This is a genomic window from Anabaena sp. EIM26, assembly GCF_057568715.1.
Map to the genome: position 1 here is coordinate 3289437 of NZ_CM172472.1, position 25112 is coordinate 3314548.

Annotated in this window: 26 protein-coding genes and 1 pseudogene; 16 read left to right on the forward strand and 11 right to left on the reverse strand. The window is 37.9% G+C overall.

From position 1 onward, the window contains the following. Window positions 1-182: 182 nt before the first annotated feature. Window positions 183-1853 carry a transglutaminase domain-containing protein gene (locus AC012T_RS14295; RefSeq protein ID WP_487059291.1) on the forward strand — a complete coding sequence of 557 codons (1671 nt, stop codon included), beginning with the start codon at window positions 183-185 and terminating at the stop codon, window positions 1851-1853. A gap of 334 nt (window positions 1854-2187) precedes the next feature. After that, window positions 2188-3549 (forward strand): hypothetical protein, encoded by a 1362-nt coding sequence (locus AC012T_RS14300; protein ID WP_487059293.1) that lies wholly within the window; start codon window positions 2188-2190, stop codon window positions 3547-3549. Between the two features lie 24 nt (window positions 3550-3573). On the opposite strand, the gene AC012T_RS14305 is transcribed toward AC012T_RS14300, so the two are convergent. Further along, window positions 3574-4428: a PD-(D/E)XK nuclease family protein gene (locus AC012T_RS14305; protein ID WP_487059295.1), complete on the reverse strand. Its 855-nt coding sequence runs from the start codon at window positions 4426-4428 to the stop codon at window positions 3574-3576. Between the two features lie 104 nt (window positions 4429-4532). On the opposite strand from AC012T_RS14305, the gene AC012T_RS14310 reads away from it, so the two are divergent. The 5 genes from AC012T_RS14310 to AC012T_RS14330 all read left to right on the forward strand — a co-directional run bounded on the left by AC012T_RS14310 (window position 4533) and on the right by AC012T_RS14330 (window position 7024). Then, the gene (locus AC012T_RS14310; protein WP_487059297.1) at window positions 4533-5960 is read left to right on the forward strand and encodes a phosphoglucomutase/phosphomannomutase family protein; all 1428 of its coding nucleotides are present in this window, start codon (window positions 4533-4535) and stop codon (window positions 5958-5960) included. Window positions 5961-6035: 75 nt separating this feature from the next. Next, window positions 6036-6305, forward strand: a complete 270-nt coding sequence (locus tag AC012T_RS14315; RefSeq protein ID WP_487059299.1) for a DUF1049 domain-containing protein — start codon at window positions 6036-6038, stop codon at window positions 6303-6305. A 150-nt stretch (window positions 6306-6455) separates the two neighbouring features. Further along, entirely contained in the window at window positions 6456-6689 is a 234-nt protein-coding gene (locus AC012T_RS14320) for a hypothetical protein (protein WP_487059301.1), read from the forward strand. Continuing rightward, window positions 6686-6811 (forward strand): type II toxin-antitoxin system PemK/MazF family toxin, encoded by a 126-nt coding sequence (locus tag AC012T_RS14325; RefSeq protein ID WP_487059303.1) that lies wholly within the window; start codon window positions 6686-6688, stop codon window positions 6809-6811. Before AC012T_RS14320 ends, AC012T_RS14325 begins: the two co-directional genes overlap by 4 nt. 24 nt (window positions 6812-6835) lie before the next feature. Continuing rightward, a complete protein-coding gene (locus AC012T_RS14330) occupies window positions 6836-7024 on the forward strand; it encodes a hypothetical protein (protein ID WP_487059305.1) in 189 nt (62 codons plus the stop codon). Window positions 7025-7461: 437 nt separating this feature from the next. Here AC012T_RS14330 and AC012T_RS14335 read toward each other — a convergent pair whose 3' ends face one another. Next, on the reverse strand, window positions 7462-9129 hold the full coding sequence (locus tag AC012T_RS14335; protein ID WP_487059307.1) for an IS1634 family transposase: 1668 nt from the start codon (window positions 9127-9129) through the stop codon (window positions 7462-7464). A gap of 174 nt (window positions 9130-9303) precedes the next feature. Between AC012T_RS14335 and AC012T_RS14340 the strand changes: the two genes are divergently transcribed. Together AC012T_RS14340 and AC012T_RS14345 are read left to right on the forward strand one after the other, a co-directional pair. Next, a complete protein-coding gene (locus AC012T_RS14340) occupies window positions 9304-9573 on the forward strand; it encodes an NACHT domain-containing protein (protein ID WP_487059309.1) in 270 nt (89 codons plus the stop codon). Between the two features lie 36 nt (window positions 9574-9609). After that, window positions 9610-9741, forward strand: a complete 132-nt coding sequence (locus tag AC012T_RS14345) for a hypothetical protein (RefSeq protein ID WP_487059311.1) — start codon at window positions 9610-9612, stop codon at window positions 9739-9741. Between the two features lie 122 nt (window positions 9742-9863). On the opposite strand, the gene AC012T_RS14350 is transcribed toward AC012T_RS14345, so the two are convergent. The 6 genes from AC012T_RS14350 to AC012T_RS14375 form a co-directional block, all read right to left on the reverse strand. Then, window positions 9864-11030, reverse strand: coding sequence for a baeRF3 domain-containing protein (locus AC012T_RS14350; protein WP_487059313.1), 1167 nt, complete (start codon window positions 11028-11030; stop codon window positions 9864-9866). A gap of 152 nt (window positions 11031-11182) precedes the next feature. After that, window positions 11183-11839, reverse strand: coding sequence for a DUF1361 domain-containing protein (locus AC012T_RS14355; protein ID WP_487059315.1), 657 nt, complete (start codon window positions 11837-11839; stop codon window positions 11183-11185). A 240-nt stretch (window positions 11840-12079) separates the two neighbouring features. Continuing rightward, on the reverse strand, window positions 12080-12559 hold the full coding sequence (locus tag AC012T_RS14360; protein ID WP_487066591.1) for a hypothetical protein: 480 nt from the start codon (window positions 12557-12559) through the stop codon (window positions 12080-12082). A 404-nt stretch (window positions 12560-12963) separates the two neighbouring features. Continuing rightward, window positions 12964-13728, reverse strand: a complete 765-nt coding sequence (locus AC012T_RS14365; RefSeq protein WP_487059317.1) for an energy-coupling factor ABC transporter ATP-binding protein — start codon at window positions 13726-13728, stop codon at window positions 12964-12966. A gap of 42 nt (window positions 13729-13770) precedes the next feature. Then, window positions 13771-14439, reverse strand: a complete 669-nt coding sequence (locus tag AC012T_RS14370; RefSeq protein WP_487059319.1) for an energy-coupling factor transporter transmembrane component T family protein — start codon at window positions 14437-14439, stop codon at window positions 13771-13773. Continuing rightward, entirely contained in the window at window positions 14432-15355 is a 924-nt protein-coding gene (locus AC012T_RS14375; RefSeq protein ID WP_487059321.1) for an energy-coupling factor ABC transporter permease, read from the reverse strand. The genes AC012T_RS14370 and AC012T_RS14375 overlap by 8 nt, the downstream gene beginning before the upstream one ends. A gap of 454 nt (window positions 15356-15809) precedes the next feature. Here AC012T_RS14375 and AC012T_RS14380 point away from each other — a divergent pair. From AC012T_RS14380 to AC012T_RS14405, 6 genes and pseudogenes are all read left to right on the forward strand, one after another. Further along, a pseudogene (locus AC012T_RS14380) lies at window positions 15810-15977 on the forward strand (DUF433 domain-containing protein). Between the two features lie 35 nt (window positions 15978-16012). Further along, window positions 16013-16312 carry a DUF5615 family PIN-like protein gene (locus AC012T_RS14385; RefSeq protein WP_487066593.1) on the forward strand — a complete coding sequence of 100 codons (300 nt, stop codon included), beginning with the start codon at window positions 16013-16015 and terminating at the stop codon, window positions 16310-16312. Window positions 16313-16408: 96 nt separating this feature from the next. Beyond that, window positions 16409-17437: a multicopper oxidase domain-containing protein gene (locus AC012T_RS14390; RefSeq protein WP_487059323.1), complete on the forward strand. Its 1029-nt coding sequence runs from the start codon at window positions 16409-16411 to the stop codon at window positions 17435-17437. A gap of 268 nt (window positions 17438-17705) precedes the next feature. Then, window positions 17706-18734, forward strand: a complete 1029-nt coding sequence (locus AC012T_RS14395; RefSeq protein WP_487059325.1) for a ComEA family DNA-binding protein — start codon at window positions 17706-17708, stop codon at window positions 18732-18734. 180 nt (window positions 18735-18914) lie between these two features. Next, complete coding sequence (locus AC012T_RS14400; protein WP_015214988.1) at window positions 18915-19349, forward strand: ferritin-like domain-containing protein; 435 nt, start codon at window positions 18915-18917, stop codon at window positions 19347-19349. Window positions 19350-19413: 64 nt separating this feature from the next. After that, window positions 19414-20382, forward strand: coding sequence for an FTR1 family iron permease (locus AC012T_RS14405; protein WP_487059327.1), 969 nt, complete (start codon window positions 19414-19416; stop codon window positions 20380-20382). A gap of 85 nt (window positions 20383-20467) precedes the next feature. On the opposite strand, the gene AC012T_RS14410 is transcribed toward AC012T_RS14405, so the two are convergent. Together AC012T_RS14410 and AC012T_RS14415 are read right to left on the reverse strand one after the other, a co-directional pair. Next, complete coding sequence (locus AC012T_RS14410) at window positions 20468-21352, reverse strand: ABC transporter substrate-binding protein (RefSeq protein WP_487059329.1); 885 nt, start codon at window positions 21350-21352, stop codon at window positions 20468-20470. Between the two features lie 100 nt (window positions 21353-21452). After that, window positions 21453-22037 (reverse strand): molybdenum cofactor guanylyltransferase, encoded by a 585-nt coding sequence (locus AC012T_RS14415; RefSeq protein WP_487059331.1) that lies wholly within the window; start codon window positions 22035-22037, stop codon window positions 21453-21455. 201 nt (window positions 22038-22238) lie between these two features. On the opposite strand from AC012T_RS14415, the gene AC012T_RS14420 reads away from it, so the two are divergent. Further along, a complete protein-coding gene (locus AC012T_RS14420) occupies window positions 22239-22760 on the forward strand; it encodes a DUF29 family protein (protein WP_487059333.1) in 522 nt (173 codons plus the stop codon). Window positions 22761-22817: 57 nt separating this feature from the next. Here AC012T_RS14420 and AC012T_RS14425 read toward each other — a convergent pair whose 3' ends face one another. Then, window positions 22818-24899, reverse strand: coding sequence for a thioredoxin domain-containing protein (locus AC012T_RS14425; protein WP_487059335.1), 2082 nt, complete (start codon window positions 24897-24899; stop codon window positions 22818-22820). Window positions 24900-25112: the final 213 nt, after the last annotated feature.

Sequence of the window (25112 nt, forward strand, 5' to 3'; positions counted from 1 at the left end):
AAAGTTACTTTGGGACTGGGGAATGGGAACTGGGGACTGGAGACTGGGGAACATATTCTCTTCACTACTGATAGTGTGGCGTATGACTCCTACGTCAGCACTCAAGCTATAGCCATATTCCTGAACTCCTTTTTCTGAACTCCTTCTTCTGACTAATGACCAATAACTAATGACGAATAATTATGAGTTCTGCACTCTCTAGTTTTACTGTTAGCCAGATGTTTGGGCAAAGAACAATCCGACCGCTTACTGCTGCCAGCCTATGTGGTATTGCTTTCATTAAAGATAGACTTATTGCTATCGACACAATCAAAGGGCATCTACTGGAGATTGACCTTAACTCCGATAACAGCACCATTATTAATCCCCACCAAGTCAAAGAATTTAGCGAAGTCACTGGTTTAGCAGTGTGGGAAGATACGCTATGGGTCAGCCGTGGGAATAGTGTTTATTTATGTAAACTCTCTTCTTTGGGTTTAGAGCATTTTGTGACTTTACCTTATTCCGCTGACGGTGTTGCTGTGTGGGAGTCAACAGTCTACGTCAGCTGTCATCGACTTGGCTATATTCTGGTTTTTGACCTCGATACACGCAAAGAAATTACCAGATTTTATGCTCCTGGTGTCGGTATAGAAAATTTGGCAGTTACCCAGGAAACGCTTTGGGTTTGCGATCGCACAGAACAAACAGTTTACTTCATGGACAGGGCAACTGGAGAAATTCAATTCAGTGTTCTCACTCCCTTTGCATCTCCTACAGGCATAGCAGTTCATAAAAATTTCGACACAAATCAGGAAAATATTTACATCGCTTATGCCAATGAAGAGCCTTATATTCGGGATAACCCCAACGCCGAACCTAATCACGAACTAACCTACCGAGATATTACCTTCATTCATCCCCTCTATTATCATTACGAACCAAATAAGCGTTACGCCCTTTCCAATGGTTATCTCATAGAAATGTCCTACGTGGAAGAAATTTCTCCCCTAGATGAAGTTTATTTACCCAATGTAGAATGGCGTATTGCCCTACCATCAGAAACTGAACGTCAAAAAGTCAAGCAAGTTGAACCAGTTGGTTTACCCTTCACAGAAGAAATTATTGATGGACAACGGGTAGCAGTATTTAAGTTTGATTCCCTTACCCCAGGAGAACGGCACATATTTGGCTGGAAAGCACTTTTGGAAGTTAGAGGAATTAAATATCGCATCACACCAAGAGATGTAGAAGAAGTACCTGAAATAACATCAGAATTACAAAGTCGCTATTTGGTGGATGATGACGATTTAGCAATGGATACGGCTATTGTTCGCCGTGCAGCCCGTGAAGCAGTCGGTTCAGAAACTAATGTGTTACGGAAAATGTACAATATCCGTAACTATGTATATGATGAGTTATCCTATGGCATTAAACCCCACATTGACACGCCAGATATAGTTTTAGAACGGGGTATTGGCTCCTGTGGCGAATATGTTGGTGTACTGTTAGCTTTGTGCCGTTTGAATGGTGTTCCCTGCCGAACTGTAGGTAGGTATAAATGCCCACCTTATGGTGAACAACAGGGAGTTCCACTGCAACCTGATTTTAATCATGTCTGGCTAGAATTCTACATCCCTAATTTTGGTTGGGTGCCAATGGAATCCAATCCTGATGATATAGGCGAAGATGGGCCTTATCCTACACGCTTTTTTATGGGATTGTGCTGGTATCATATCGAAATTGGCAAAGGAGTTACTTTTGAAACTTTGACCAGTAACGGTCAGCGGTTAACTAAAGAAGAAACATCCATTGGCGATTTGGCTATTAACCATATTCGGTTTACAATTCTTAAAGAATTACCGCCTTTCTAGTTCGGAAATGAGGAACTGGGAACTTGTAGTTAGCAATGGGGTATTAGGTAGGAGCATTTTTTGGTGCGTTTACCCGAAATTTGCCCTTTGCTGCAAGTTTCTTACCTGAGTTAATCAAAAGTTTACGCTTGTATAGCGAAAATTCATGTTCACTTTAATAAAAAACTCAGTAATTTTTCGGAATAGGTAGTAAGCTGTTAATATAACAGTATTCAATAGAAATATGGAGTTGAAAATAGTTAAAGTAGTTGAAAACCCGAATTTCTGCGGTTGACATACCCAGCTTTAAATATGAGAAATAACATATAAGTAAGTTTGTAAACGGTAATAACAGGTGAATAATTGTATTAGTTCTGAATCTGAAAAAACTGTGGAACAAACACCCTCCGCTAAGATAGCCAGTGGTAGGCTAGAATACCTACACAATTATCATCACTGTTTTCAAGAAGAACAGTTGATATATCAACATTTTCTTCATTTGGTGCAAATGGAATCCCCTGGCCAAATGATTGAGCGTTTTCGCTGTTTGTTTATTGAAAGGGCTAATTATCCTGAGCCTGAAATTATCACGATTTTAGATAAAATTACATCGTGCAAGAACGCAACAGAAGATTTTAAATTCTTCCTAAACCGTTGTTGCCATATCTTAATTAACCGCTGGTATATGCAATTGGGGTTGCATCATGCTATTGCTGAGTTAATCAACTTATTTGAAACTCCATCTAATAGATTAGGCATAAATAGCTTCCGTGTAAGAGAAATTAGACGCTTGCGTGAGCTAGTGCAGATTTTCTCTGACAGCGAGCAGTATTTGATCTTGCGACGATTTAGTCAGATAGTGAGTCAAACTTCTAAATTAAATCAAAGTCAAGATAATCAACCTTTGATCAATTTGATTAGTCGTTACCCTTATTTATATGAACATTGTTTAATTAGTGAAGACTCTACTTTTGAACAACAGGAAACAGTTAGACACTTTCAATCAAAGGTGCAGAGAAAATTTGAAATCGATCTATCACAATACGTAACTTATAAAGTACGCAGAGTTCAAATTTTAAGTAAAGTTTCTCCATCTGAAGCTAATCGGATGTTGCGCCATGTTAATAACCCTACTTTATTAAGCGATCGCGATCTTTACAGCACTCTCAAACAATTTATTGGTAATGCTGAAAATGGCCATACTTATCAAGAAGGAGCGCAAAAGTTCTTAAAATACAGCAGTCAAACTACCAAATTCCATGATTTCAAAGATGATTTATATGAATATTTAATATCATCTGTAGATGGACAATATGTCAAGAATCAGTTTAGTCAGCGCCTATACACTCATTTACAAAATACATTACCCCAAGCGGATTACCAGAGACCCAATGACTTCTTGCTGGTGAGAACTTGTAGCCAACTACTAAACTTCTTAGTTGTCAATAGCCAAGCATCACCTCAACACTCAACATTTTTGGATTTGATTAGTAATCAAGGTTCATTAACAACAATTGGGTTGTTGTTAAAAGTTGTATTAATTTGTCATAAGGTCAAACCGTATTTAGAAAAAAGATTTGCAATTCTGTTTAACCACTATGAATCTGCTACGACTGAGAGTATTATTTGGTTAGTGAGAACATTAGAACAATTAAATATTGCTATGAGTATTAATTTTGGTGAAATTGATTTATCATTTTTTAAGCAGTTTTGTTAAAAATAAAATCAGAGTTTAGCCAAATTAGCTGCGATTTTTAGTAATTGGCATTGAGTGAGATTCACCAGCTTTAAAATCAGCAAATTCGCAAATTGAGTTAAATGGACAAAACCGACAATGATAGCCGGGATTTGGTGGAAATATTTTACTAAAATTACTGCTTCTTGATTGATATTTTTTTAAGTCTAGTTGATGTTGCTTCGCTATATTAGATAACTCAAATTCAAGAGTTGCTAATTCATTATTATTAATAGTGATTAAATCAGACTTTTGACAAACTTCCAAATTATAAAATGAGGCGACAGCAGTTTTCCCAGGATAAAGATAGCGGGCTGCTAGTAAATAAACTAATGCTTGTCGTTTATCAAAGGCAGATTTGCCAGTTTTAAAATCTAAAATATGTAAAGTGCTATCAGACTCAATAAACACACAATCCATCGCTGCATACAAACGAAAACAATAGTTTTCTTGTTCAATCACAATTGGTTTGGGAAATCCTTCATCGCCTGGGGTTAATTGGATAATCCGTTTACCCAACAACAAAGGCGATTTGTGATATTTTCGTAAAATTTGTAGTACCCTTTGCTTAACTTGACAAGTGAAGTTACTTAATTTCAGTAACTGGGCAACTTTTTCTACGCCATCAGACTGATTTAACAAATGGTGATGATGATGAAACTCATAAACACCTTTTTGGGCAAGTATGCCAATCCGCTGGGGTGGTGTGGCTTGGGCTAACAAAGCTTTTACTTGTGGTTCATGTTGTCGTGCCTTGATAAATCCTCGCCTCATTTGACAATGCCAACGTTCTTGCCCTGTGGCTGGGGCAACTAAAGACCAAAGGTGATAACTAGCAAAAGGTCTATCGGGGGTTGACATTGCTCAGGTAGAGTGAGAGAAAATACGGTGGCATACTTGCGGCTACGCACGCTTTGCGGGAAGCTTCCTAATAGTGATAATGATGCAGGGGAGAGAGTGGCAAAATGAGCAACAGTAGCAATTCCAGCAAGATAAAATTTGGTACTGATGGTTGGCGCGGCATTATTGCTGATGATTTTACTTTTCCCAATGTGCGAAAAGTAACCAGGGCAATAGCTAGTTATCTGGAAACAGCCTACAGTAAAGACAGACCAGTCCTAATCGCCTACGATACTAGGTTTTTAGCTGACGAGTTTGCCCGGACATCTGCCGCAGTTCTGGCTGATTTAGGGTGGAATGTGAAAATTACAGATCGGGATTGTCCGACTCCTGTAATTGCCTACAACGCCCGTCACCTGAATTCCGCAGGGGCTTTGATGTTTACTGCTAGTCATAATCCTGCACCTTATTGTGGGATTAAATATATACCCGATTATGCGGGGCCTGCCACACCAGAAATTACTGATACTATTGTGGCAAATATAGAGAGTGCATCTGATGAGTTGCCCGGAAGCAATCCATCAGGTTCAATTTCTACTTTTGATCCGAAGCCCGATTATTTGAATTTTATCTACACTCTACTGGATGTAGAAAGAATCAAAAGCGCGAATTTAAAGGTCAAGTATGATGCCCTTTATTCTACTTCTCGCGGTTATTTAGATGAAGTTTTGCAACAATGTGGTTGCCAGTTAGAAAGTTTCCACGATTGGCGGGATGTACTTTTTGGTGGCGGTATGCCGGAACCGAAAGGGGAACAATTAGTTGAATTGGTGGATGCTGTCCGCGCTGATAATGCGGATTTAGGTCTGGCGACAGATGGCGATAGCGATCGCTTTGGTATTGTCGATGAACAAGGTAATGTCCTCACTCCCAATACAGTGCTGTTAGTTCTAGCACGGCATTTGATAAAAAACAAGGGTAAAAGCGGCGCGATTGTGCGGACTGTGGCGACTACTCACTTATTAGATAATTTTGCGGCTAAATATGGTCTGCAAATTTATGAAACTGCTGTGGGTTTTAAATACATCGGTGAGAAAATGCGGGAAACCGCTGTTTTGATTGGTGGGGAAGAGTCTGGCGGTTTGAGTATCATTGGTCATATTCCTGAAAAGGATGGCGTTCTTGCCGATATGCTAGTGGCTGAGGCGATCGCTTATGAGGGTAAGCCTCTAAGTCAATTGGTTCAGGAAGCGATCGCAGAAGCTGATGGCCCGCTGTATAACAATCGCTTGGATTTACACCTGACTGAATCTCACAAAAATGCTGTGATTGATGCTTACACCAAAAATCCGCCTTCAGTAGTGGCAGGAATTAAGGTGAAGGAAGTCGGGAGGAAGGATGGGATTAAATTGTATTTAGAAGAGGGTAGCTGGGTGTTGCTGCGTCCTTCTGGTACAGAACCTTTGGTGAGGGTGTATATGGAAACTAACTCGCCAGAAAAACTTAGTCAGATTGCTCAATTTATGGAGAGTGAAATTGCTAAGTTAGGTTAATCCATTACCTGATAATTATGTAGAGACGTTTCATGAAACGTCTCTACAATTGGTTAGGAAATTATATTTGAAGTTATGAAAAGTTTTGCGAATTTATTTATATCTGTAGTTATAGCTGTTTGGGTAATTGCGATCGCACTTATTTCTGTGCAGAATGCTACGCCTGTATCTTTACGGTTTTTGGTTTTTCAATCAATTCAAATTCCCTTTGGGTTGGTGTTGGCTTTTTCTGTGGCTGTGGGTTTGCTTGGTGTAGCGATTTTGCAGCCTCTCTGGGGGTTGGGTGTGTCGAAGTCTAGGATTGATGAGGAAGCGGAGTTTTTTATTGATGATGAGGATTTTTAGGAGTTTTCTCACGCAGAGGCGCAGAGGCACGGAGAGGAAGAAGAGAGATTTTTTGTGAGTCGGTTTTAACCGACTTTTGCTTTTAGACAGGGAATTTATTCCCTGGATTTTAGATCCAGTAAAATAGATAATGATTCATAGTGAACACTTATGACTAAGTTACTTGAACAAGCGATCGCACAAATAAAACAACTGCCTGAAACTGAACAAGATGTGATTGCTAGATTTATTCTTAATGCTTTAGAAAATAATTTAGTTGAGAAAGGTTTATCTATTATTGATGACGGTGATACTTGGACTGAAGAAGACCAACTTGATATTACATCTTTCTCCTTACAATATGCAGCTTCAATATTTCCAGAAAGTGAGGAAATAACACAGTGAAATTTAATCCTGGGGATGTAGTAACGGTTGATTTTCCTGGTGTTACAGGTATTAAACGCCGTCCGGCTGTAGTTCTATCATCTGCTATTTATCATGCAAATCGTCCTGATGTTATCATTTGATTAATTACTTCTCAAACAACAGCATTGGGTATTACTGACTATATACTTCAAGATTGGAATGAAGCTGGTTTGCGAGTTGCATCTATTTTTCGCAGTTATATTGTTACTCTTCCACCTTCAGGCAATTTGATTTTAATTGGTCATTTATCAGAACGTGATTGGCTGGGTGTTTGTAATTGTGTGAAAATATCTTTGGCTGAGTTGGATGGGTAATCATAGTTAATATCTTCTCACGCAGAGGCGCAGAGAGGAAGAGAGATTTTTTGTTAGTCGGTTTTAACCGACTTTCGCTTTTAGACAGGGAATTTATTCCCTGGATATCTTATTGGAAAAGATTTCTAGCGAGATTTTACCCACATTCCGCAGATGTGACTTAGATTATTGATATTTTTGAAAAATTCCAGCCAGGAAAATTTTATCTGCCTAATTTTTCTGGTTGAGTTTAACTTTGTTTGCCAAAAAATAGAGCATATTAAGTAACTTCATTTTATGAGGTTTTAAAATATCTTCTCTCTCTATATTAAATTAGTAATTTCGGGTAAAATAAACATGACAATTACAGCCAAGAATATTTACATCTTCGCTAAAAATTTATATTTACTAATTTTACCCTTGAACTATCTGCATCTTTTTCGGTCAAATAAACCACATCAAGTAATTAGATAATATTTACTACAACTCTTTCCTAAGTATCTAACAATCTTTTCACGTTCCTCTGTTAAATTGCTCATTTGTTTCTGTCCATTTATAATTACCAAATGTACAGCCTGAAACATCTGAAATACCCACCTCATTGTCGGTTTATTTGTGATTTTATTAACTTGATTTCTAATCCCATCATCGAATTTAGCTAATTCTTGTCTTAACTTTCTTTGTGCGAGGTTATAGACCAACAAACACAATCCCATTATCATTGCTATTGCTTCTACTCTTTCCGGGGTTTTGACAAATACACTTGATGTAAAAAACAACGGGTCTTTTAAAAATCTAAATCCTCTCTCGTTGGATTGTTGGGCTTTATATTCCTCTAATACCTGCTCATCACTCAATTCATTGTTATCTAAGATATTCGTTGCTAATATAAATCTACCTGCCTTAATTTTTTCAGCTTCTATTACTTCTTCTCTTATTTCTATTTGACCTTTAACTTGATATTTTATTTGACTTGGTTCGGTCAATTTACTTGGTCTACCTGCTGTTTTATATTCTGGTTTCTCTATGTACTCAATTTCTTTTATTTGGTGATATTTCCAGGATTTTGATAACTTTTCTATTGCTATTTTAGCATCTGGCTGACAAGCAAACTCTTGCCTGGATAGTTTACTAAGTAAGGCTTTTGCTTTTGATTCCTGTTTTTTTACTTGTTTTTCTACTTGTTGGATACTTGATTTTTTTCTTATTTCACTTTCGACGATTACCCATCTTTGTTTTATCCCTCCATATTCTGATTCTTTAGCTGCTATTTTATACCCTGATATTTGACTATCTTTCCATTCCAATTCTTTTATGCCTACGATTTTATTTTTTGCTTCTTTGATACTTAATGGTACTCTTGTTATCCATTTTATTTCTCTCATTGCTGCTAAGTTTTCTGCTGTATATAAGGCACTATATGCTACACATATTCCCTCAAATGTCCATTGTTTTTTAAATTCTTTTAATCTTTCTACAAATACACTTTTATCATCTACATTTCCTGAATCTACTTTTAAATATAAGGGGATGTCTCCATCTCCTGTTACTATCATGTCTATGATAAATTGTTTGAGGTCTGGTCTTTTATCTCTTGAGTATCCATGCACTATTTCTATTGCTTTCATCTCTGCTTCTATCTCTAATTTATTTTCTCCTGTTTCTTGCTTTGTTTCGTCTATTTCTTCGATTTCTTTTTTGTACTCTCCTTCTACACTCATTGATGTTCCATCTAAATGAATACTCTTGCTTTCTACTTGGAATTTATGGGCTGATTTTATGGCTACTGCTGTAAATATTTTTGTTGTTCCTATTTGATGATATTTGTCTAGTTCTCTTCCTAGTTTATCGTCATTTAAATGCTCTGGCAATACTCCTTCTCCTATTAAATGTTCTGTTGCTTTTCCTACAAAAAATTCCCCAAATAGATATAATGGGGCGCTTAAAAAGCCTAATCCATTTAAGATCATTGCTTTTACTACTTGTCCTGGTGTGAGAATTTCTTTTGTTTTTATTCCCACCATTTTATTCACTTCTTCTACCAATTCCATCTCGTCTATTATTCCCGCTACTATTCCTAAATGGTCTATATCTAGGATTTTCATGACCTCTTTTGACTCTTTCATTGTTTTTTCCCTTCTCTATTTGACGCTTATTATTTTACCAAAAAAGCCTGAAATCTTTGCTAGGCAATCTTTTCAGGCTTTACTTTTTCTAAATTTTTAATTCCTAAATTTACTTTAATATCTGCGGAATGTGGGATTTTAGCAACAATTGATAGTCTAGTTAAAAACTCAAATTTGCAAGATAACTTTGACAGTTTTGGATTAGGTAAGCGTCGAGGTAGAATAGATGGATTTGAAGTAGCAAAGAAACGCAGCAGATTAATGATTTTGGGTAAACCAGGTTCGGGTAAAACTACATTTTTAAGACACTTAGTTGTTGCTTGTTGTCAGGGTGAGTTTAAATCTGAGAATATTCCAGTGTTTATTGAACTTAGATCCATCACGAATGCTAGTCAATTCAATTTATTTAACGAAATACATAAAGAATTTGATTTACCCAATTAGGAACAAACAAAGCAAATTCTCAAGCAAGGTAAAGTCTTGATTTTTTTAGATGGACTGGATGAAGTTCCCACTGAATCACGGCGAGATGTTCAAAAACAGATTGATGAATTTTCTCGAAACTCGCTTTCTTACAAAAACCATTTTATCATCACTTGTCGGACACAATAGCTGATAAGCCTTATTACAGAAGCTTTACAGCAATAACTCAGTTACTTGAACAAGCGATCGCAAATTAAGTTAAATTTAGAAACAGGTGCGTTGTCCCAGGAGGTGCAACACACCATTAACAATCAATATCTAAAAATTGCCGCTGCTGTTGCCCCATGTGGCATTTCCTGAGATTCAAGAGTATAAACTCTGCCACCATTTAACAGCGTATGAACAGCAGCACAATCTAACATATCTTCATCATCTGGTTCTGGTTCTGCGTGTAAGTCCACAGTTGATGTTTCTGAATTAAATTTTCCCCATTTCTGCTCACCTAGCGATACAAACAAAGAATCGACTCTTTGATAGTAAGCCGCTGGGATAATTTCTTTGATATCACTAGTTGCTTTTCCATTATCTTCACCAGCGAATTGTTGATAAAGTTCTATAGCTGCTTTTTTTTCTTCTTGAAAAGAAGGTGCGACAATTCTCCAAGCCTCATCATGTAATTGTTCTAAATTGATAATTTCTGGATTACCATTAATACTTTCTTCTACTAAATGAGGATAGGTATTTGCTTCTTGGTAAATAGGAAACAAATACTCTACTCCTGCTAATACTAAAGGCGCTTTTTCCTCTTTTAATTTCTCATGTAATGCCGTATCAATAGCATAACAAAATTGGAGAATGTCTTCTTCGTGCTTTTCTCTATCAGGGCTACCTTGTCCATGAACTGAACCGGGGTGTTGAGCAGAAGCAGTTGCTCCTTTTGGTGTACCAATTCTGTGCTGTACCCCTTTTTGTAACTCGTCTTCCAAGAGAGTTTCTGCTAGACGATGTGGTATATTGTCCACTTTAACTTCATTGAGGCTATGGGCTGTTCCTGCAAATAATTTCACGTCTTTTTGACTCAAAGCCAAAACGTAGAAACTACCATCATTGTTAATTAAATGCAGCAACGGCTTGAGGTGAAATTGCTCACCAACAACTACTAATTCAGAAAATTCAATTGGTAAACAATAGTACTGAAATAAATTTGGGGAAATAAAAATTACCAATCCCTGATCTTGGTGTTCCCAGAAATCAACTCTATCCAGTTCCATAGCTGGTTTGAGCAGATTTAATGCTTCTGTGTGGCGTATCCCTATAGCATCTAAACGTTCCTCGGCTTCTCGAATTAAATTTTTGAAGCGAATGGGGTTTTGTCGAATCTCTGGCCCGGCTTTTTGCATAGGCATATACAGAGATATACATGGGGTTTCAGGATTTGCAACTAAAGTTTTGAGTTCATCAATAGACAATAGTGTCATATTATGATTTATTCCACGTCAATAATTTTGAATAATCTAAATTTATTCAACCTCTGTCGTGGTATCGCTGCATCTTTCTTGTGACGAGAAATTATATTTTCTTATTCCTTTCTTTAGATAGAATCGGCATGAGTTGTAAATCAACCTGTTAATTATCCTGCTTTGGAGATGTGAGGATTACCTGGTGGTGAATTGACATCTTTCTTCACAAAACTCAAAGTTACTCGTTTCATAATCCAGTACAGCCCAAAAAGAATCACAAAGGTGACAGTCATAATCACCAAGGGCTGTTTACCAAAGAGTTCCTCCACACCTTTAGTGAGTATGGCATCTGGTTGAGTAATAAAATCCCAACTGTTAAAACGCAAAAATCTGCCCCAATAAATACCAATAGCAGACAAAGCATGAGTAATTAATTCAACACCAAAGATCCATTTACTTTTGCCAATGCGATGCAAATAGTGACCTACATTTATGAGGGATATTACATAAGCTTCAAATCCACTAAGAATTACTAGTAGATAAACGGGTATTAATATTAATGTAATTATCCACACAGATGGAATCCGACGGATATCATCTATTAAGTGAATGACATCAGTCAATAAATAAGGCGCATTTGGTAAAAAGGCGTAAAAAGCTAGAAATCCTAGCCACCAAACCCAAGAGCGTCCAATTTTAGTGCGAAACAGCCAAATACTCAAAGCCAAGGGGATAAAAGCCAAAAATAAGTTCCAAGTCATCCAACGCATATTGGTTTGTAATACTTGGGTTACAATAGCTGTTAATTCAATTAATTCTGATTTCATACGCAATAAGTTTGATTAATCTAGAATCGGTTAAACCGTGCTTTTTTTAGACATCTCCAAAAATTAAATTTGCTTGTTTTGGAATACTTGTAGAGACATTATATGAAACGTCTCTGCTTGATTAGGACTTACGCAAGTGTCACACATCTATTTTATGGTGTGGTTTGGCAAGCTCACCAACCACGTCAGATATCAAATATCTGATATGCCAATTGCGTAAGTCCTGTTGATCAAAGATGTCTATTTCGATTGACTACAGTACTCATTCAGTTGATTCCCGAAGGTATCCGATTGTTTACCAGCGGTTGTGGCTGCTACGGTGAGTGTGGAGTTAATATCTGTTCGGGCTTTTTGGATTTTTTGTCTACCAGCTGAGGAGGCTTCTGATGTCTTAGCGGTACTTAGAGCCTTAGCTGCTGTGTAAAATCCTTGACTGAGATTATCAAAAACTTTGGCAAAATTGCTTTGAAATTCCTGGAGTTTGGGGTCTGCTAATTTTAGTTCTTGAATCGACTTGGTAACTGTTTGCAAATCTCTGGATAGTTGCAAGCTAGTTGTTACCTGTTTTCCTTTATTGTTATCAATTAGAGATGTTCCTTGATTAACAACTTTAATCAATCGTTGACACTGGGAAACTTTAGTTTCATTACAACTAGTTACCAATAAAGCAATACTCAGACTTAGGGAAGTGATAACGGTATTTTTACGCACAAAAAACATTAATATCCAACGGCAGTAAAATCCTATTAATAGTACCGAATAATTTAGTAGTTGTGGTGTAAGTAGATCATCAATTCGTAATTCCTGTAAATAATAGTTTTTGGTCGGATGCAATACAATCGAGGGGGGAAACCCATTGGTGTAAACTTAACGTAAAAACTGGGTTTCATTCGGGAATGAATTCTAGGAGGCTCTGCTTGCTGGGCTATTAATGAGAGTTGAGGCAAAGCCTCTGCGATCGCATTCCTAGTCAGAGACTAGGAACGAGATAATGGCGCTTACAATGAGGTGCTATTAATGGGAGTTGACTGCGATCGCATCCCTAGTCAGAGACTAGGAACGAGTTCCTTCTCTCCACCAATGAATTTAATTTTGTCCGACTACTTAATTTTACGAATTACAAATTACCAATCTACTGGTAAACCTAACTGGTCTAAGGTTTTTCCATCTTGCAAAAGTGGTTGAATATGGCTGTCTATTTGAATTTGTCCAGCAGAGAGGACTAAAGCGCGTTCTGTGACTCTTCCTAACCAATGTAGGTCATGGGAAGCAATTAACATGACCTGAACTGGCAATTTTAATAATACTTGGGCTAAATGCCGTCGCCATGCGGGATCTAGTCCGGTGGTTGGCTCATCTAGAATGAGAATTGCTGGGTCTAAGGCTAATATTGATGCTAGGGCTGCTAAACGTCTTTGTCCTCCTGATAGTTCGTGGGCAGAACGGTGGGCATATTCTTCTAGTCCAAAGTCAGCTAATAATTGCAGTGCTTTATCAATTGCTGTTGCTGGTGAGACACCGTAGTTGCGTGGGCCAAAGGTGACATCTTCTAAGATGGTGGGCATAAATAGTTGGTCGTTGGCATCTTGGAAGGTAAAGCCGATTTGCTTTCTGATTTGAGGTAGGGTTTTTGGTTCTACGGGGATGCCGTTGATGAAAATTGAGCCACTTTGGGGATGTTTTAAGCCGATGAGGTTTTCTAGGAGGGTGCTTTTGCCTGAGCCGGTTGCACCCATTAAGGCGACGCGATCGCTTGAATTTAGTGTAAAGGAAATTTCTCGTAATACTGGCTGCTGGTGGGAATAGGCATAGACCAGGTTTTTTACCTCAACTACAGCAGTATGAGGATGAGAGATAGAAGTTTGGGGATGAGATGTTAAAGATGTCAAAATTCACAATTCAAGATTCACAACTGCTCTTTTACTCATATTTTAATTATGAGCAAAACTCTGAAAATAAGAACTGAGAGTTATACAAGTAGCGATCGCTCCAGCTGTTAATATTGTAAGACGTTCTTTTGGTCTGAGGGTGGAATCTATGGGTAGTTGCCCATTATAACCACGAGTAACCATTGCGGCGTAAACTCGCTCTGCTCTGTCGAGGGTACGGAGATATAAAGCTCCAATCATAGCAGTACTAGCATAACGTAACCATCCGGCTGCACCATTGAGTCCTCGTAATTGGGCGCTACGTTGCATTCTCGCTACTTCTGATAACAATATTTCTAAGTATTGCCCAGATAAAAGTAAATTTTCCTTTAATGGTGCTGGTATGGGTAAGCCTTTGAGGGCGATGCCAAAGCTGTGGGGTGGTAAGGTGAGTAAAAAGCTATTCATGGTAATTAAACAGATTAGCGATCGCACTAGCAAAAAACTAGCTCGCTCCCATCCCAATGGTAAAGCCACTAATGATAGAAAGATTAATTCTGTACCCAGTAATCCGCCTAATTTGCGAATGGGGACGCGTAATAGCCACATCCACAAAAATGCGATCGCACCATACACAAGTAAATTAGACCAAGCATGATGCTTTAAAAAAGCTGCCCCAATCACTATTACTAAAGATAGTTGTAACCGTAAAGGCAAAGAAAGTTTAAGCATTCTTCGGTTTCATAACTTTGGCAATTCCAAAGGCTACCGCAAAGCAAACCGCAGCACCTACCAAACCTGCAATACTAGTCCCGATTTGTTCCAAACCTTGAATTCCATAATCAGCGAAGGGTGTTGGTACTTCTACCCTGACTTGTTCCGCTAAATTGATAAAGCCTAAATTTTCCGCTACTTTTTCTAAACCATCAGGCCAAGCCGAAGCAAATAGCGACAGCACACCTGCAACTAGAATAATGCTAACAATGGGTACTAACCAGCCTTTAAATTTCTCTTCCTCTCCTGGTAATAAATCTGGTCTGGTGGTGGCTAGGTAAGTCAGCACACCCCCTGTAATTACTCCTTCACCAATACCAATCAAAATATGTACACCCGTCATGGTGGGTAAAACTACGTTGACTGATGCTGTTCCCGAAAGGGCTAATTCAATGGCACAAGCGATCGCAGCGACAATGACACCGAAACCAGCTGCAATCCCAGCCGCTAAGGGTAAACGCCCTTTGGAACCACCAAATAGCCGTTGTAAAGTTTGGGTTAATCCCCAGCCTACCCAAACGCCAATAACTGCCATGTTCAAAATATTCGAGCCTAAAGCAGTAATACCACCATCAGCAAATAACACTGCTTGAATAATTAATACTGTGGCAATACACAACATTCCCGCCCAAGGACTACCTAAAATAATTGCCGCTAAAGTGCCTCCTAGTAAGTGTCCACTGGTTCCTCCCGCTACAGGGAAGTTAATCATCTGGGCAGCAAAAATAAAGGCTGTGGTTAATCCTAGTATGGGAGCGCGACGAACTCCATAAGCTTCTTGCGATCGCCCAAAGGCCACAAATAAAGCTGCTGCACTTGCTAAACTAGTAGCCCCTGCCACTGGAACTGAAATAAATCCATCGGGTATATGCATGAAAATCCCTATTTTCGTGTTTTCTTTACACTAACTTAAGCAATATAACTACAGTATCAATTTTATAAGAGAACAATATTTTTCCTTCTTTTACAATGCCCTATTGGGGGATATTTTGGTGTTACGGAGGGTGGATTTATATTAAAAATGATACTGTAAATAATATATTTGTTTTTTGAATCGTTAATATTTATAAATCTTTATGACATAATCTCAGATTTCTAACTGCTTCCATAAAAATAGTTTACTTTTTATGATTTACCAATTGATAAGGCTATTATTCACGATTTTGCGACTTTGCGCGAAATAAAAAAAAGCGATTCCTACGGAGCGCTTCGCTATCACCTGAACTTGCTAACATTAAAATAGAACAAACAACCAATACTTAAACAACAATATGCAATATCAAAATATTATTACCATCTAACCAGGAAAAAGAGGAGGTAAACCTTGTATTCTGGGGATGCGAATTACTGTTTATGATGTCTTATCATATCTTGCTTCTGATATGACTTATGAATAAATACTTAATGATTTTCCTTGTTTGACACAAGAAGATATTTTAGCTTGTCTTATTTATGCGGCCGATAGAGAAAGACAAATGCTCATTGTGCAAGTATAAAGTTACTATTTGATCATAATCTATCACCTCGGTTAATAGATAAACTCGCTGCTGTTTACCCTAATTCTCACCACGTTTTTCTTTTAGGTTTAGATCAAGCAGATGATCGAATTTTGTGGGAATATGCAAAACAAAATGAATTGATCGTTGTCACCAGAAATGCAGATTTTAACGAATTAAGCATCCTGCGTGGATATCCACCGAAAGTAATTTGGGTTCGACGTGGTAATTGTTCAACTAACCAAATTGAGGAAAGAAGGATTAGTCGAAAGTTGCACATGAGGCTTAGTTGTTTGGGAAACTCCGACAACAGACCCTTACTTGAATTAACTTGAAAGATTATTGACAATAATTCCTAAGCCTTCTATTATACGCAGTAGTAATTGCAAATAATTTGCAATTTAATTTCTGTGCTTACCCTGTTTAATCTCATGTCTGACCACTTCACCCTGAGTAAAGATAAACTTTGGAGTCGCCGTCAACTGCTAAATTTGGGTTTAGCCGGTGCTGGTGTGACTGGTGCAGCCACAATTTGGCAAATGCTAAATAGAAACAATCATGCCAATAATGTCAGGATACCACCAATGGAAATGGAGGCATCTAAGGGCGCTACCAATCCCATGCAGGTGCTACGTAATTTCGATTATGGGACACTTAAACAAGAAAATGGTCGCACAATCCGAGAATTTCAATTAACAGCAGGTACTTCCACAATTCAGCTTAATAGTGCTGTCTCATACAATATTTGGGATTTAAATGGTCGCATTCCAGGGCCAACCCTACGGGCCAAAGAAGGGGAACGGGTACGGGTATTGTTCCTTAATCAAGCGGGACATTCCCATTCTCTCCATTTTCATGGTGTTCATCCCTCAGAAATGGATGGTGTGCGCCCAATTAGTAATAATAAGGCGGCAATATACGAATTTGATGCTGAACCCTATGGTGTTCACTTATATCACTGTCATGTAGCACCAGTGACCCGTCACATTGCTAAGGGTTTGTATGGAATGTTTATTATTGATCCTCCTCAACCCCGTCCCCCGGCTGATGAAATTGTGTTAATCATGTCTGGGTATGACGTGAATGACGATAATAGAAACGAATATTATGCGTTTAATGGTGTACCCCATCACTATATGCACCATCCAATTCCAATTTATCAAAATCAGTTAATTCGGGCCTATGTGCTGAATATTATTGAATTTGACCCTGCTGTGACTTTTCATCTCCACGCCAATTTTTTTAATGTTTATCGTTCAGGGATGACAATGACTCCTAGTGAGAAAACCGATGTTTTAACAATGGGTGTTGCGGAAAGGCATATATTGGAATTTGCATTTCGTTATCCGGGTAAGTATATGTTTCATCCTCATCAAGATGCTGTGGCTGAAAATGGATGTATGGGTCAATTTGAAGTCATAGCCGCAAAGGACGTTAAAACACCTGGAAAGAATACCTGACCTAGTTTTTCAGTTGGCTCATTTGTCACTTTTTAGAATATTTTATATTTTTCTAAATAAGCAAAACGTAAATTTCTAGTATAGATTATGCGATCGCTCAAAAAAAGATTCTTGAGTATCAACGTAATTTACAATACGCGTATTATCATGTTGATTCTGGTAGCGAATAGGACAAAGTATACTTTTTATGAAATAGTTGATAATAAATATCATTTATGCTAGATACTTATCTAACGTTATAAATAAATTTACTTAATCAGGAACAAAAATGATCAAATCTCGTTACATATTTTTGTCGATCGCTACTTGTGCCATAATTACTCTAAGTTCTTGCACTAACAACGCACCAACAGCAGAAAGTCCATCCAACCCAAGTACTACTCCAGTTACAGAAACAAAAAGTCACAGTGGTCACGGTGGTAAAGCGCAAATTAATATTAATACTGCTATCTTGTCCGAGTTAGATAAATTTGAGGCTAAACTAGGTGTGCCAGCATTGTCGAACAAAATTCAAGCCAGCCGTCCCTATGTTTCTCCAGAAGATTTAGTCAGCAAAAAAGTAATTACTCAAGATCAGTTTGACCAAATTAAAGAGATGGTGACTGTTCAGGAAGTAGTGCTGACAGGTGAGGCTAAAGATGTTGACTACATGACCAAGTTGGGATTAATGAAGGGACATCTTTTAGTAGCCAAAGAACTCTTAGACCAAAATCAGCCAAAGCAAGCTGAACCCCATATTGGACATCCAGTTGAGGAGATTTATGTTGATGTTGAAGAACAATTAAATGAACGCAAAGTTAAAGAATTTAAAACAAATTTGGTCAGTTTAACTGATTTAGTTAAGTCCAATCCTAAAGATGCCAAGATAAAAACCAATTTTACCAGTTCGATGGCATCTGTTGATAGTGCGATCGCAGCTTTACCCACAGAGCAACGCTCAAAACCCGAATTTATTCTCCAAGTCATCAACGGTTTGCTAGATTCTGCTAACTCAGAATATGGTGCAGCGATTACAAAAGGCAAAATTAGCGCCCCTATTGAGTATCAAGACTCCCGTGGCTTTGTAGTCTACTCTAATGAACTATATCAAGGCATTTCTAGCCAAATAGCACAAGATAATCCTGAAGCATATAAAGCAATAGATACAGCTTTGGCTGAACTGGTGAAAGTTTGGCCTACAGCTATCCCACCAACCCAAGCAGTTAAAACCCCTGAGGATGTTACCAAACTAGTGAAAACCATAGAGGAAAACACTCAAAAAGTACTAGAAAAAACTAGCACTAAAGCACAAAGTTAGTATTTCCATACCATTGGAAGTACAGAATAACAAGTTTAAAATGAATAAGAAGAGAAAAAAGAGTTAGCAGTGAAGAGAGAGGATAGTTTGGTTTTTCAACACCTGAAGAAAGCATAACTTCTAACTCACAACTTCTAACTAAATATTCTCCAATGGTAATTTTGCTTATCTTAACAACTGATGCAAGAACTTGATCAAAAAAAGGCCATAGACCTACTAAATGCCATCATGGAATTTGAACTAGCTGGGGTAGTTCGCTACACACATTATTCCTTAATGGTGACAGGCCCAAACCGTATTCCCATTGTAGCTTTTTTCAAAGCCCAAGCCGCTGAATCTCTACTCCACGCTCAACAAGTAGGCGAAATTCTCACAGGTTTAGATGGACATCCCTCTCTAAAAATCGCCCAGATGGAGGAGACTTATAAACACAACGTCAAGGATATTCTGGCAGAAAGCTTAACTCACGAAAAAACAGCACTAGATTTGTACAAAAATCTGCTAGAAACTGTAACTAATGCCAGCATCTATTTAGAAGAATTCGCTCGTGGCATGATTGGACAAGAAGAGATGCATAATCTTGAACTGAAAAAAATGTTACGCGATTTCAGCTAATAATCAATACTCATTAGTCCAATAAGTTTTGGACTAATGACCAATAACTAATAACTAAATCACTATGAATTTTAGTACTGCTATACCTACCTTTGTAATTACCCTCCGAGAAGGCGTAGAAGCTGCTCTAGTGGTGGGTATTGTCCTGGCTTTATTAAAAAAAGCAAAACAATCTCGACTCAACCCTTGGGTGTATGCAGGTGTTGCCGTCGGGCTTGTTGTTAGTGCATTAATAGGCATTTTATTTAGTTGGCTGATTAAAATATTAGGAGCAATTAATCCTCAATACACCCCTGTCGTTGAACCGATGTTAGAAGGTGTATTTAGTATGTTAGCAATAGTCATGCTCAGTTGGATGCTCATCTGGATGACTAAACAAGCCAGATTTATGAAAGCGCAAGTTGAAGGCGCAGTTACAGAAGCACTAACGCAAAACTCAAATGCAGGTTGGGGAGTTTTTAGTTTAATTTTAGTCGCCGTTGTTCGGGAAGGCTTTGAAACTGTTCTCTTTGTGGCTGCAAATTTTCAACAAGGATTAATACCTACTTTAGGCGCACTTAGTGGTTTAGCAGCAGCATCAGTAATTGGTGTATTGTTATTTAAATGGGGTGTCAAAATTAATATCCGCCAGTTTTTTCAGGTAATGGGCATTTTATTAGTTTTGATTGTGGCTGGATTAGTAGTTTCAGCTTTACAACATTTTGATACCGCAATGTCTAGTCTTGCACTCAGCAGTCGCGCTTCCGAAAATCTTTGTTTCTATTACGAACGCTTTACCAGAGTTCATTCTTGTATTTTAGGGCCAATGGTTTGGAATACTGCCAACATTTTGCCTGATGACAATTTTCCCGGTATTATTTTTAAATCTTTGTTTGGCTACAGAGATAAAATCTATATTGTTCAAGCTGTAGGATATTTTGTGTTTCTACTCAGCATTGGCGGTTTGTATTTACGCAGTATTACAGGTGGTTCTCCTCAGGATAAAAAGAATCTTAGAGGTAATCAAAAACCAATTAGTTCTTTGAAGGATTAAAATAATTCGTAATTCGTAAAAGGATTTTCGTAGGTTGGGTTGAACAAAGTAAAACCCAACAAACCCTTGTATCAGATGAAATGTGCTATATTTCTTTTGCTACAAAAATCTTCTTTAACTCTAGAGAAGCTTTTTCAATCGTTTCTAGACTACCTGGATTCACAAGTCCGTAATAATCAAAAACATAAACTCGATTGTTTTTAGTCGCCTGTAACTGCTGCCAAAACGGTTCTTTTTTTAATGAATCTAACAGCGTTGGTTCAGCATTAACTACAATTAAAACTTCTGGGTTAGCCTCTAAAACTTTTTCAGCCGAGAGTGTCACATATCCACCTATGGGACTCGTACCTTGTAATTCTGCGGCTATATTTTTAGCACCAAATCTAGAAATTAAATCACCTGCCCAACTGTTTTTATTGGGTGTTAAAATTGGTTGGCGACTAACCAAGACTAAAGTAGAAATATTTTGAGTTGAGTTGGCAGGTAAAAAGGTTTTGTAGCGATTTAATAAAGGCTGGGGATCTACATCAATTGATTGAGCAAGTGTTTTAGTTAGTTCTTCTAGAGATTGCCAATTATTTACTTTAGTTGATAAAGTAGGTATTCCTAGCTGTTTAAGTTTCTGAATAGTTACATCAGAAAATCCTGCTGCACCAATAACTAAATCTGGTTTTAAAGAAACAATTTTTTCTAAGTTGGGGATACTCCGACCTTCGCTAACGCGGGGAATATCTTGCAGTTTAGGGTTATCTTTAAATAAGGTACTACCAGTTACTCCTACAAGTTTAGTTTGATCAAGTTGAGAAATAATATCAGCAGAAAGAGAGGAAAGTGCTACAACTCTTTTAGCTGAGGTTTTTGGTAGTTGTTGTACTGGTACGACGTTAGATGGGGTTTGAGTTGTTGCTGTAGTACAAGAGAATAGAAATAGAGTTAATATGAGTGCTATTGCAGATGATTTCCAACGCATGATTATTGTTTTTTAACGCAGAGGTATGCGGAGGTAGGACAGAGGAACACAGAGTTTTTTGAGGTTAAGAGGAGAGAGATGATTGTATTTTTATTATGGCTCAATTCAATAAAAATTGTTGTACATCTTCTGGGGTGTTACAGTTAAAGAGCATATCTGGTGATGATAATGGTAAAACCGCTACTGGATATAGTTTTAGCCATTCTTGAAATGAGCGTCCTCCTTGGTTAATAAAATCCTGAAGCAGGGGTAAACAGTTACAGCGATAAAAGCCACATAGAGGTTCCCAACCTTTAGGATTTTTTACTAAAACGGCAATATTCTTTGTTTCTACAGTATCAACTATTTTTACCCAATTTTGCAACACTTCAATTCGCAAGTTTGGTAAGTCACAAGCTAATAATAATACCCATTCTGTTTTTACTTTTTCTAGTCCTTGAACAAAACCTACTAGGGGACCTTGTGTTTCTGTGGAGACTTCTTGAATAAATTCACATTCAGGTAAGTGCAAGTTTTGATAACGTTCTGGCCAAGGTGTAACTATATATATAGTATCAGTGCAACTTTTAGCAACGTTAAAAACTTTTTTCAATAATGGGATTCCCTGAATAGGAATTAAGGCTTTATCTTCACCCATACGTGAACTTTTCCCACCGGCTAAGATGATGACGCTTAAATCAGTCATTGATAGATTGTCATTTAGGTTCATATATAATATATATAGCAAAATACGTAAGAGTTCAGGATACAGAATATTTGATATAGCAGGGAACTCTTAACAGAAGAGAAAAATATTCTTCCTCCTGACTCCTGAATTCTTACCAAAATACCCACATTATACCAGCTTAATTAAAGTTCATTTCTTTAGAGCTTGAGGTGAATACAAATGACACAAGAATTAATCGACCTCAGAAATAGTATTGTACAAGGACGTTACGCAGATGCTTTAGCAATTGTGGATGAATTAGAAGGAATGAGTAAACAAGCAATTCTGGGTAATATCCAATCTTATTTAAAGATTTTACTGATTCATTTAATTAAAAATCAAATAGAAAAGCGGTTAACAAATTCTTGGTCTGCTTCTATTCGTAATTCAATTAGAGAAATTAAAAAAGTGAATATTAAAGATAATAAAAAATCTTACTATATCAATCAAGATGAATGGGAAAATTTCATAGAAGAGGAAGTAATTGAAGATGCTATAGCTGATGCCAGTTTGGAAGTAATGAATGGTATCTATAGCCAATTTCAGCTTGGTGATTTAATAGATAGAACACAGTTAATTGCAACTGCTTTGAAGTTTTTAACTTTAACTTATTCCTATTCAGCTAAAGAATTACCCACAATTGTAGCAGAAACATTAACTCAGCTACCAGGTGGTGAAGATTGGAAAGCAGGGAAAAGGTGAATAATTTCTATATTTTGTAGGGTGGGCATTGCCCACCATGTGTAGTATATACTACCACTAACCTCTATTTTGGCTGCGCTGCACTTGTTCTAACAACTGCTCAACGCTCGCTGGTGCGGGAAGACATTTCAAACCTTGACAGACTAAACCAACGCTTCCCTCTGGTAAATCTGATACCATTGAAAAAGCAACAGTTGGCAGATATTTGTTGATTAATGATGTTATTTGTTCAGTACTAGTCCGAATTAAGGTTGAGTTACGATACCAATCCAAAGCAGTAAATAAACTAGGACAAGCTTGAGGAGAATTACTCATTACACCTTGAAAGGCTGTTAAACCTTGTTCAGCTAAATCGAGATAATGCAAATTATCAGTCAATAAAGCTAGACGTACTAAATTAGCGATCGCAATCCCATTGGCTGAAGGTGTAGCATTATCTATATAACTACGCTCTCGGACAATTAAATCTTGACTATTATCACTAGATGTGTTGAAGTAACCACCTAGTTCGATACTCCATAAAAATTCGTCAAATTCATCTTGGAGAGAAACAGCTTTTTCTAACCAATCAGAGTCCTGAGTCGAAACATCATCAAGTTGTCCCAAAGCAGCTTGGTGTAAATCCAGCAATGCTTTAATAAAAAAAGCGTAATCTTCAGATTGAGCCAAAACCGTCGCTTCACCTTCATAATTGAGTCGGTGAAAACGTCCATCGACAAACTGATGATCTAAGATAAACTTAGCTGCTTGTGCTGCTAATTCCAGATAATTTGGTTGTTGGAAAACCTCAGCAGCCCTAGCCAAACCAGAAATCATCAAACTATTCCAGGCTACAATCATCTTAGTATCAGTCACCGCCGGAATCCGACCAGGCCAGTTAGTCGTTTTCGCTTCCTGATTATCTCGCGCTGGTGGAAAAGTTGACAGTGACTCAGGTGTAGCACCATAACGAGCCATAAACAACTTACTTAAAGCAATTTCCAGCGTTTGGCTCAATTCCCCTGAATGTAACCTTTGTAAAACAATCTGTCCTTCAAAATTTCCGTTAGCAGTAACAGCAAACTGTTGTTGTAATTCTTTTAGATCTTCAGTTGTTAACAGTTGTTGTAATTCCCTATAACTCCAGACATAAAAAGCACCTTCTTCCGGTTCTATGGCTGTGGGATTAATGAAGCTATCAGCATCTTGAGCAGCATAAAAGTAACCCGTTGGAGCAGTCATTTCCCGTTGCAACCATTTTACAGTTCCAGCCACAGCCCTTTCAAAAGCCGGTTCCTGTATTCCTGAACTCCACAAATTCGCCAGATATTCCAAAATCTGACCATTATCGTAAAGCATCTTTTCAAAATGAGGGACAGTCCAAGTGGGGTCAACAGTGTAGCGATGAAAACCACCACCCACATGATCATAAATACCACCCAAAGCTAAATTTAGACCCCATTGAGTACAAACTTGCTGTCCATTATATTGAGATTGATAATTAAACCGAGTTCCGCGCAATGCAAATTCAGCATAGGGGATCATTGGAAAACTATTACCAACCTGCTTAGAAGTGATGATCCCCGTGCAAGTTTCCCAACCTTTCTGCAATAATTGATTATCTGCGACTTCCTGACTAGTAACCTTTTGCAATACCGCAGATGTCAGCAAAGCCTCAACAATTAACGCTTTGCGTTGGCGTAACTCTTCTTTTTCTGTATCGTAGTAACGGCGCAGAGCTTCCAAAACTTGTAAAAATCCAGGACGACCATAGCGGGGATCTACAGGAAAGTAAGTTCCAGCGTAAAACGGCACTAAATCATCTGCCGCCAGAAAAACATTTAACGGCCAACCCCCCTGACCACTCATGAATTGCAAAGTCTGCATATAGATACTATCAAGGTCAGGTCTTTCTTCCCTGTCTACTTTGATAGGTAGAAAGTTGGCATTCATATATTGAGCAATTTCTAAATCAGAAAATGCTTCCCCTTCCATCACAGTACACCAGTGGCAACTAGAGTAACCGATGGAGAGAAAAATCGGTTTATTTTGCACCCTTGCAGTTTCCAGTGCTTCATCACACCAAGGCCACCAATCAATCGGGTTTTCGGCGTGTTTGCGGAGATAAAGGCTTTTCTCTTCAGCAAGGCGATTAGTCATGATCTAAGCATCTGCCCTTTTATCACCAGTCTAGCCTGTTGATTGGGCATTGGACATGGGGCATTGGGGAGAGTATTTAGAGAACTTCATAAAAAATTTGATCCAATGGAGTAGGGGTAATTCATGAATTACCCCTACTTTCGCGGGGACAAGCTTTAGGGGAATGATATTAAAACAGGATCAATTATTCTATGGAGTTCTCTTAAATTGATC

What these genes read in the sequence shown, in the direction of transcription:
- AC012T_RS14295 (WP_487059291.1), top strand. Translation starts at nt 183, where the DNA reads ATGAGTTCTGCACTCTCTAGTTTTACTGTTAGCCAGATGTTTGGGCAA.
- AC012T_RS14305 (WP_487059295.1), bottom strand. Translation starts at nt 4,428, where the DNA reads ATGTCAACCCCCGATAGACCTTTTGCTAGTTATCACCTTTGGTCTTTA.
- AC012T_RS14310 (WP_487059297.1), top strand. Translation starts at nt 4,533, where the DNA reads ATGAGCAACAGTAGCAATTCCAGCAAGATAAAATTTGGTACTGATGGT.
- AC012T_RS14315 (WP_487059299.1), top strand. Translation starts at nt 6,036, where the DNA reads ATGAAAAGTTTTGCGAATTTATTTATATCTGTAGTTATAGCTGTTTGG.
- AC012T_RS14320 (WP_487059301.1), top strand. Translation starts at nt 6,456, where the DNA reads ATGACTAAGTTACTTGAACAAGCGATCGCACAAATAAAACAACTGCCT.
- AC012T_RS14335 (WP_487059307.1), bottom strand. Translation starts at nt 9,129, where the DNA reads ATGAAAGAGTCAAAAGAGGTCATGAAAATCCTAGATATAGACCATTTA.
- AC012T_RS14350 (WP_487059313.1), bottom strand. Translation starts at nt 11,030, where the DNA reads ATGACACTATTGTCTATTGATGAACTCAAAACTTTAGTTGCAAATCCT.
- AC012T_RS14355 (WP_487059315.1), bottom strand. Translation starts at nt 11,839, where the DNA reads ATGAAATCAGAATTAATTGAATTAACAGCTATTGTAACCCAAGTATTA.
- AC012T_RS14360 (WP_487066591.1), bottom strand. Translation starts at nt 12,559, where the DNA reads ATGTTTTTTGTGCGTAAAAATACCGTTATCACTTCCCTAAGTCTGAGT.
- AC012T_RS14370 (WP_487059319.1), bottom strand. Translation starts at nt 14,439, where the DNA reads ATGCTTAAACTTTCTTTGCCTTTACGGTTACAACTATCTTTAGTAATA.
- AC012T_RS14375 (WP_487059321.1), bottom strand. Translation starts at nt 15,355, where the DNA reads ATGCATATACCCGATGGATTTATTTCAGTTCCAGTGGCAGGGGCTACT.
- AC012T_RS14390 (WP_487059323.1), top strand. Translation starts at nt 16,409, where the DNA reads ATGTCTGACCACTTCACCCTGAGTAAAGATAAACTTTGGAGTCGCCGT.
- AC012T_RS14395 (WP_487059325.1), top strand. Translation starts at nt 17,706, where the DNA reads ATGATCAAATCTCGTTACATATTTTTGTCGATCGCTACTTGTGCCATA.
- AC012T_RS14400 (WP_015214988.1), top strand. Translation starts at nt 18,915, where the DNA reads ATGCAAGAACTTGATCAAAAAAAGGCCATAGACCTACTAAATGCCATC.
- AC012T_RS14405 (WP_487059327.1), top strand. Translation starts at nt 19,414, where the DNA reads ATGAATTTTAGTACTGCTATACCTACCTTTGTAATTACCCTCCGAGAA.
- AC012T_RS14410 (WP_487059329.1), bottom strand. Translation starts at nt 21,352, where the DNA reads ATGCGTTGGAAATCATCTGCAATAGCACTCATATTAACTCTATTTCTA.
- AC012T_RS14415 (WP_487059331.1), bottom strand. Translation starts at nt 22,037, where the DNA reads ATGACTGATTTAAGCGTCATCATCTTAGCCGGTGGGAAAAGTTCACGT.
- AC012T_RS14420 (WP_487059333.1), top strand. Translation starts at nt 22,239, where the DNA reads ATGACACAAGAATTAATCGACCTCAGAAATAGTATTGTACAAGGACGT.
- AC012T_RS14425 (WP_487059335.1), bottom strand. Translation starts at nt 24,899, where the DNA reads ATGACTAATCGCCTTGCTGAAGAGAAAAGCCTTTATCTCCGCAAACAC.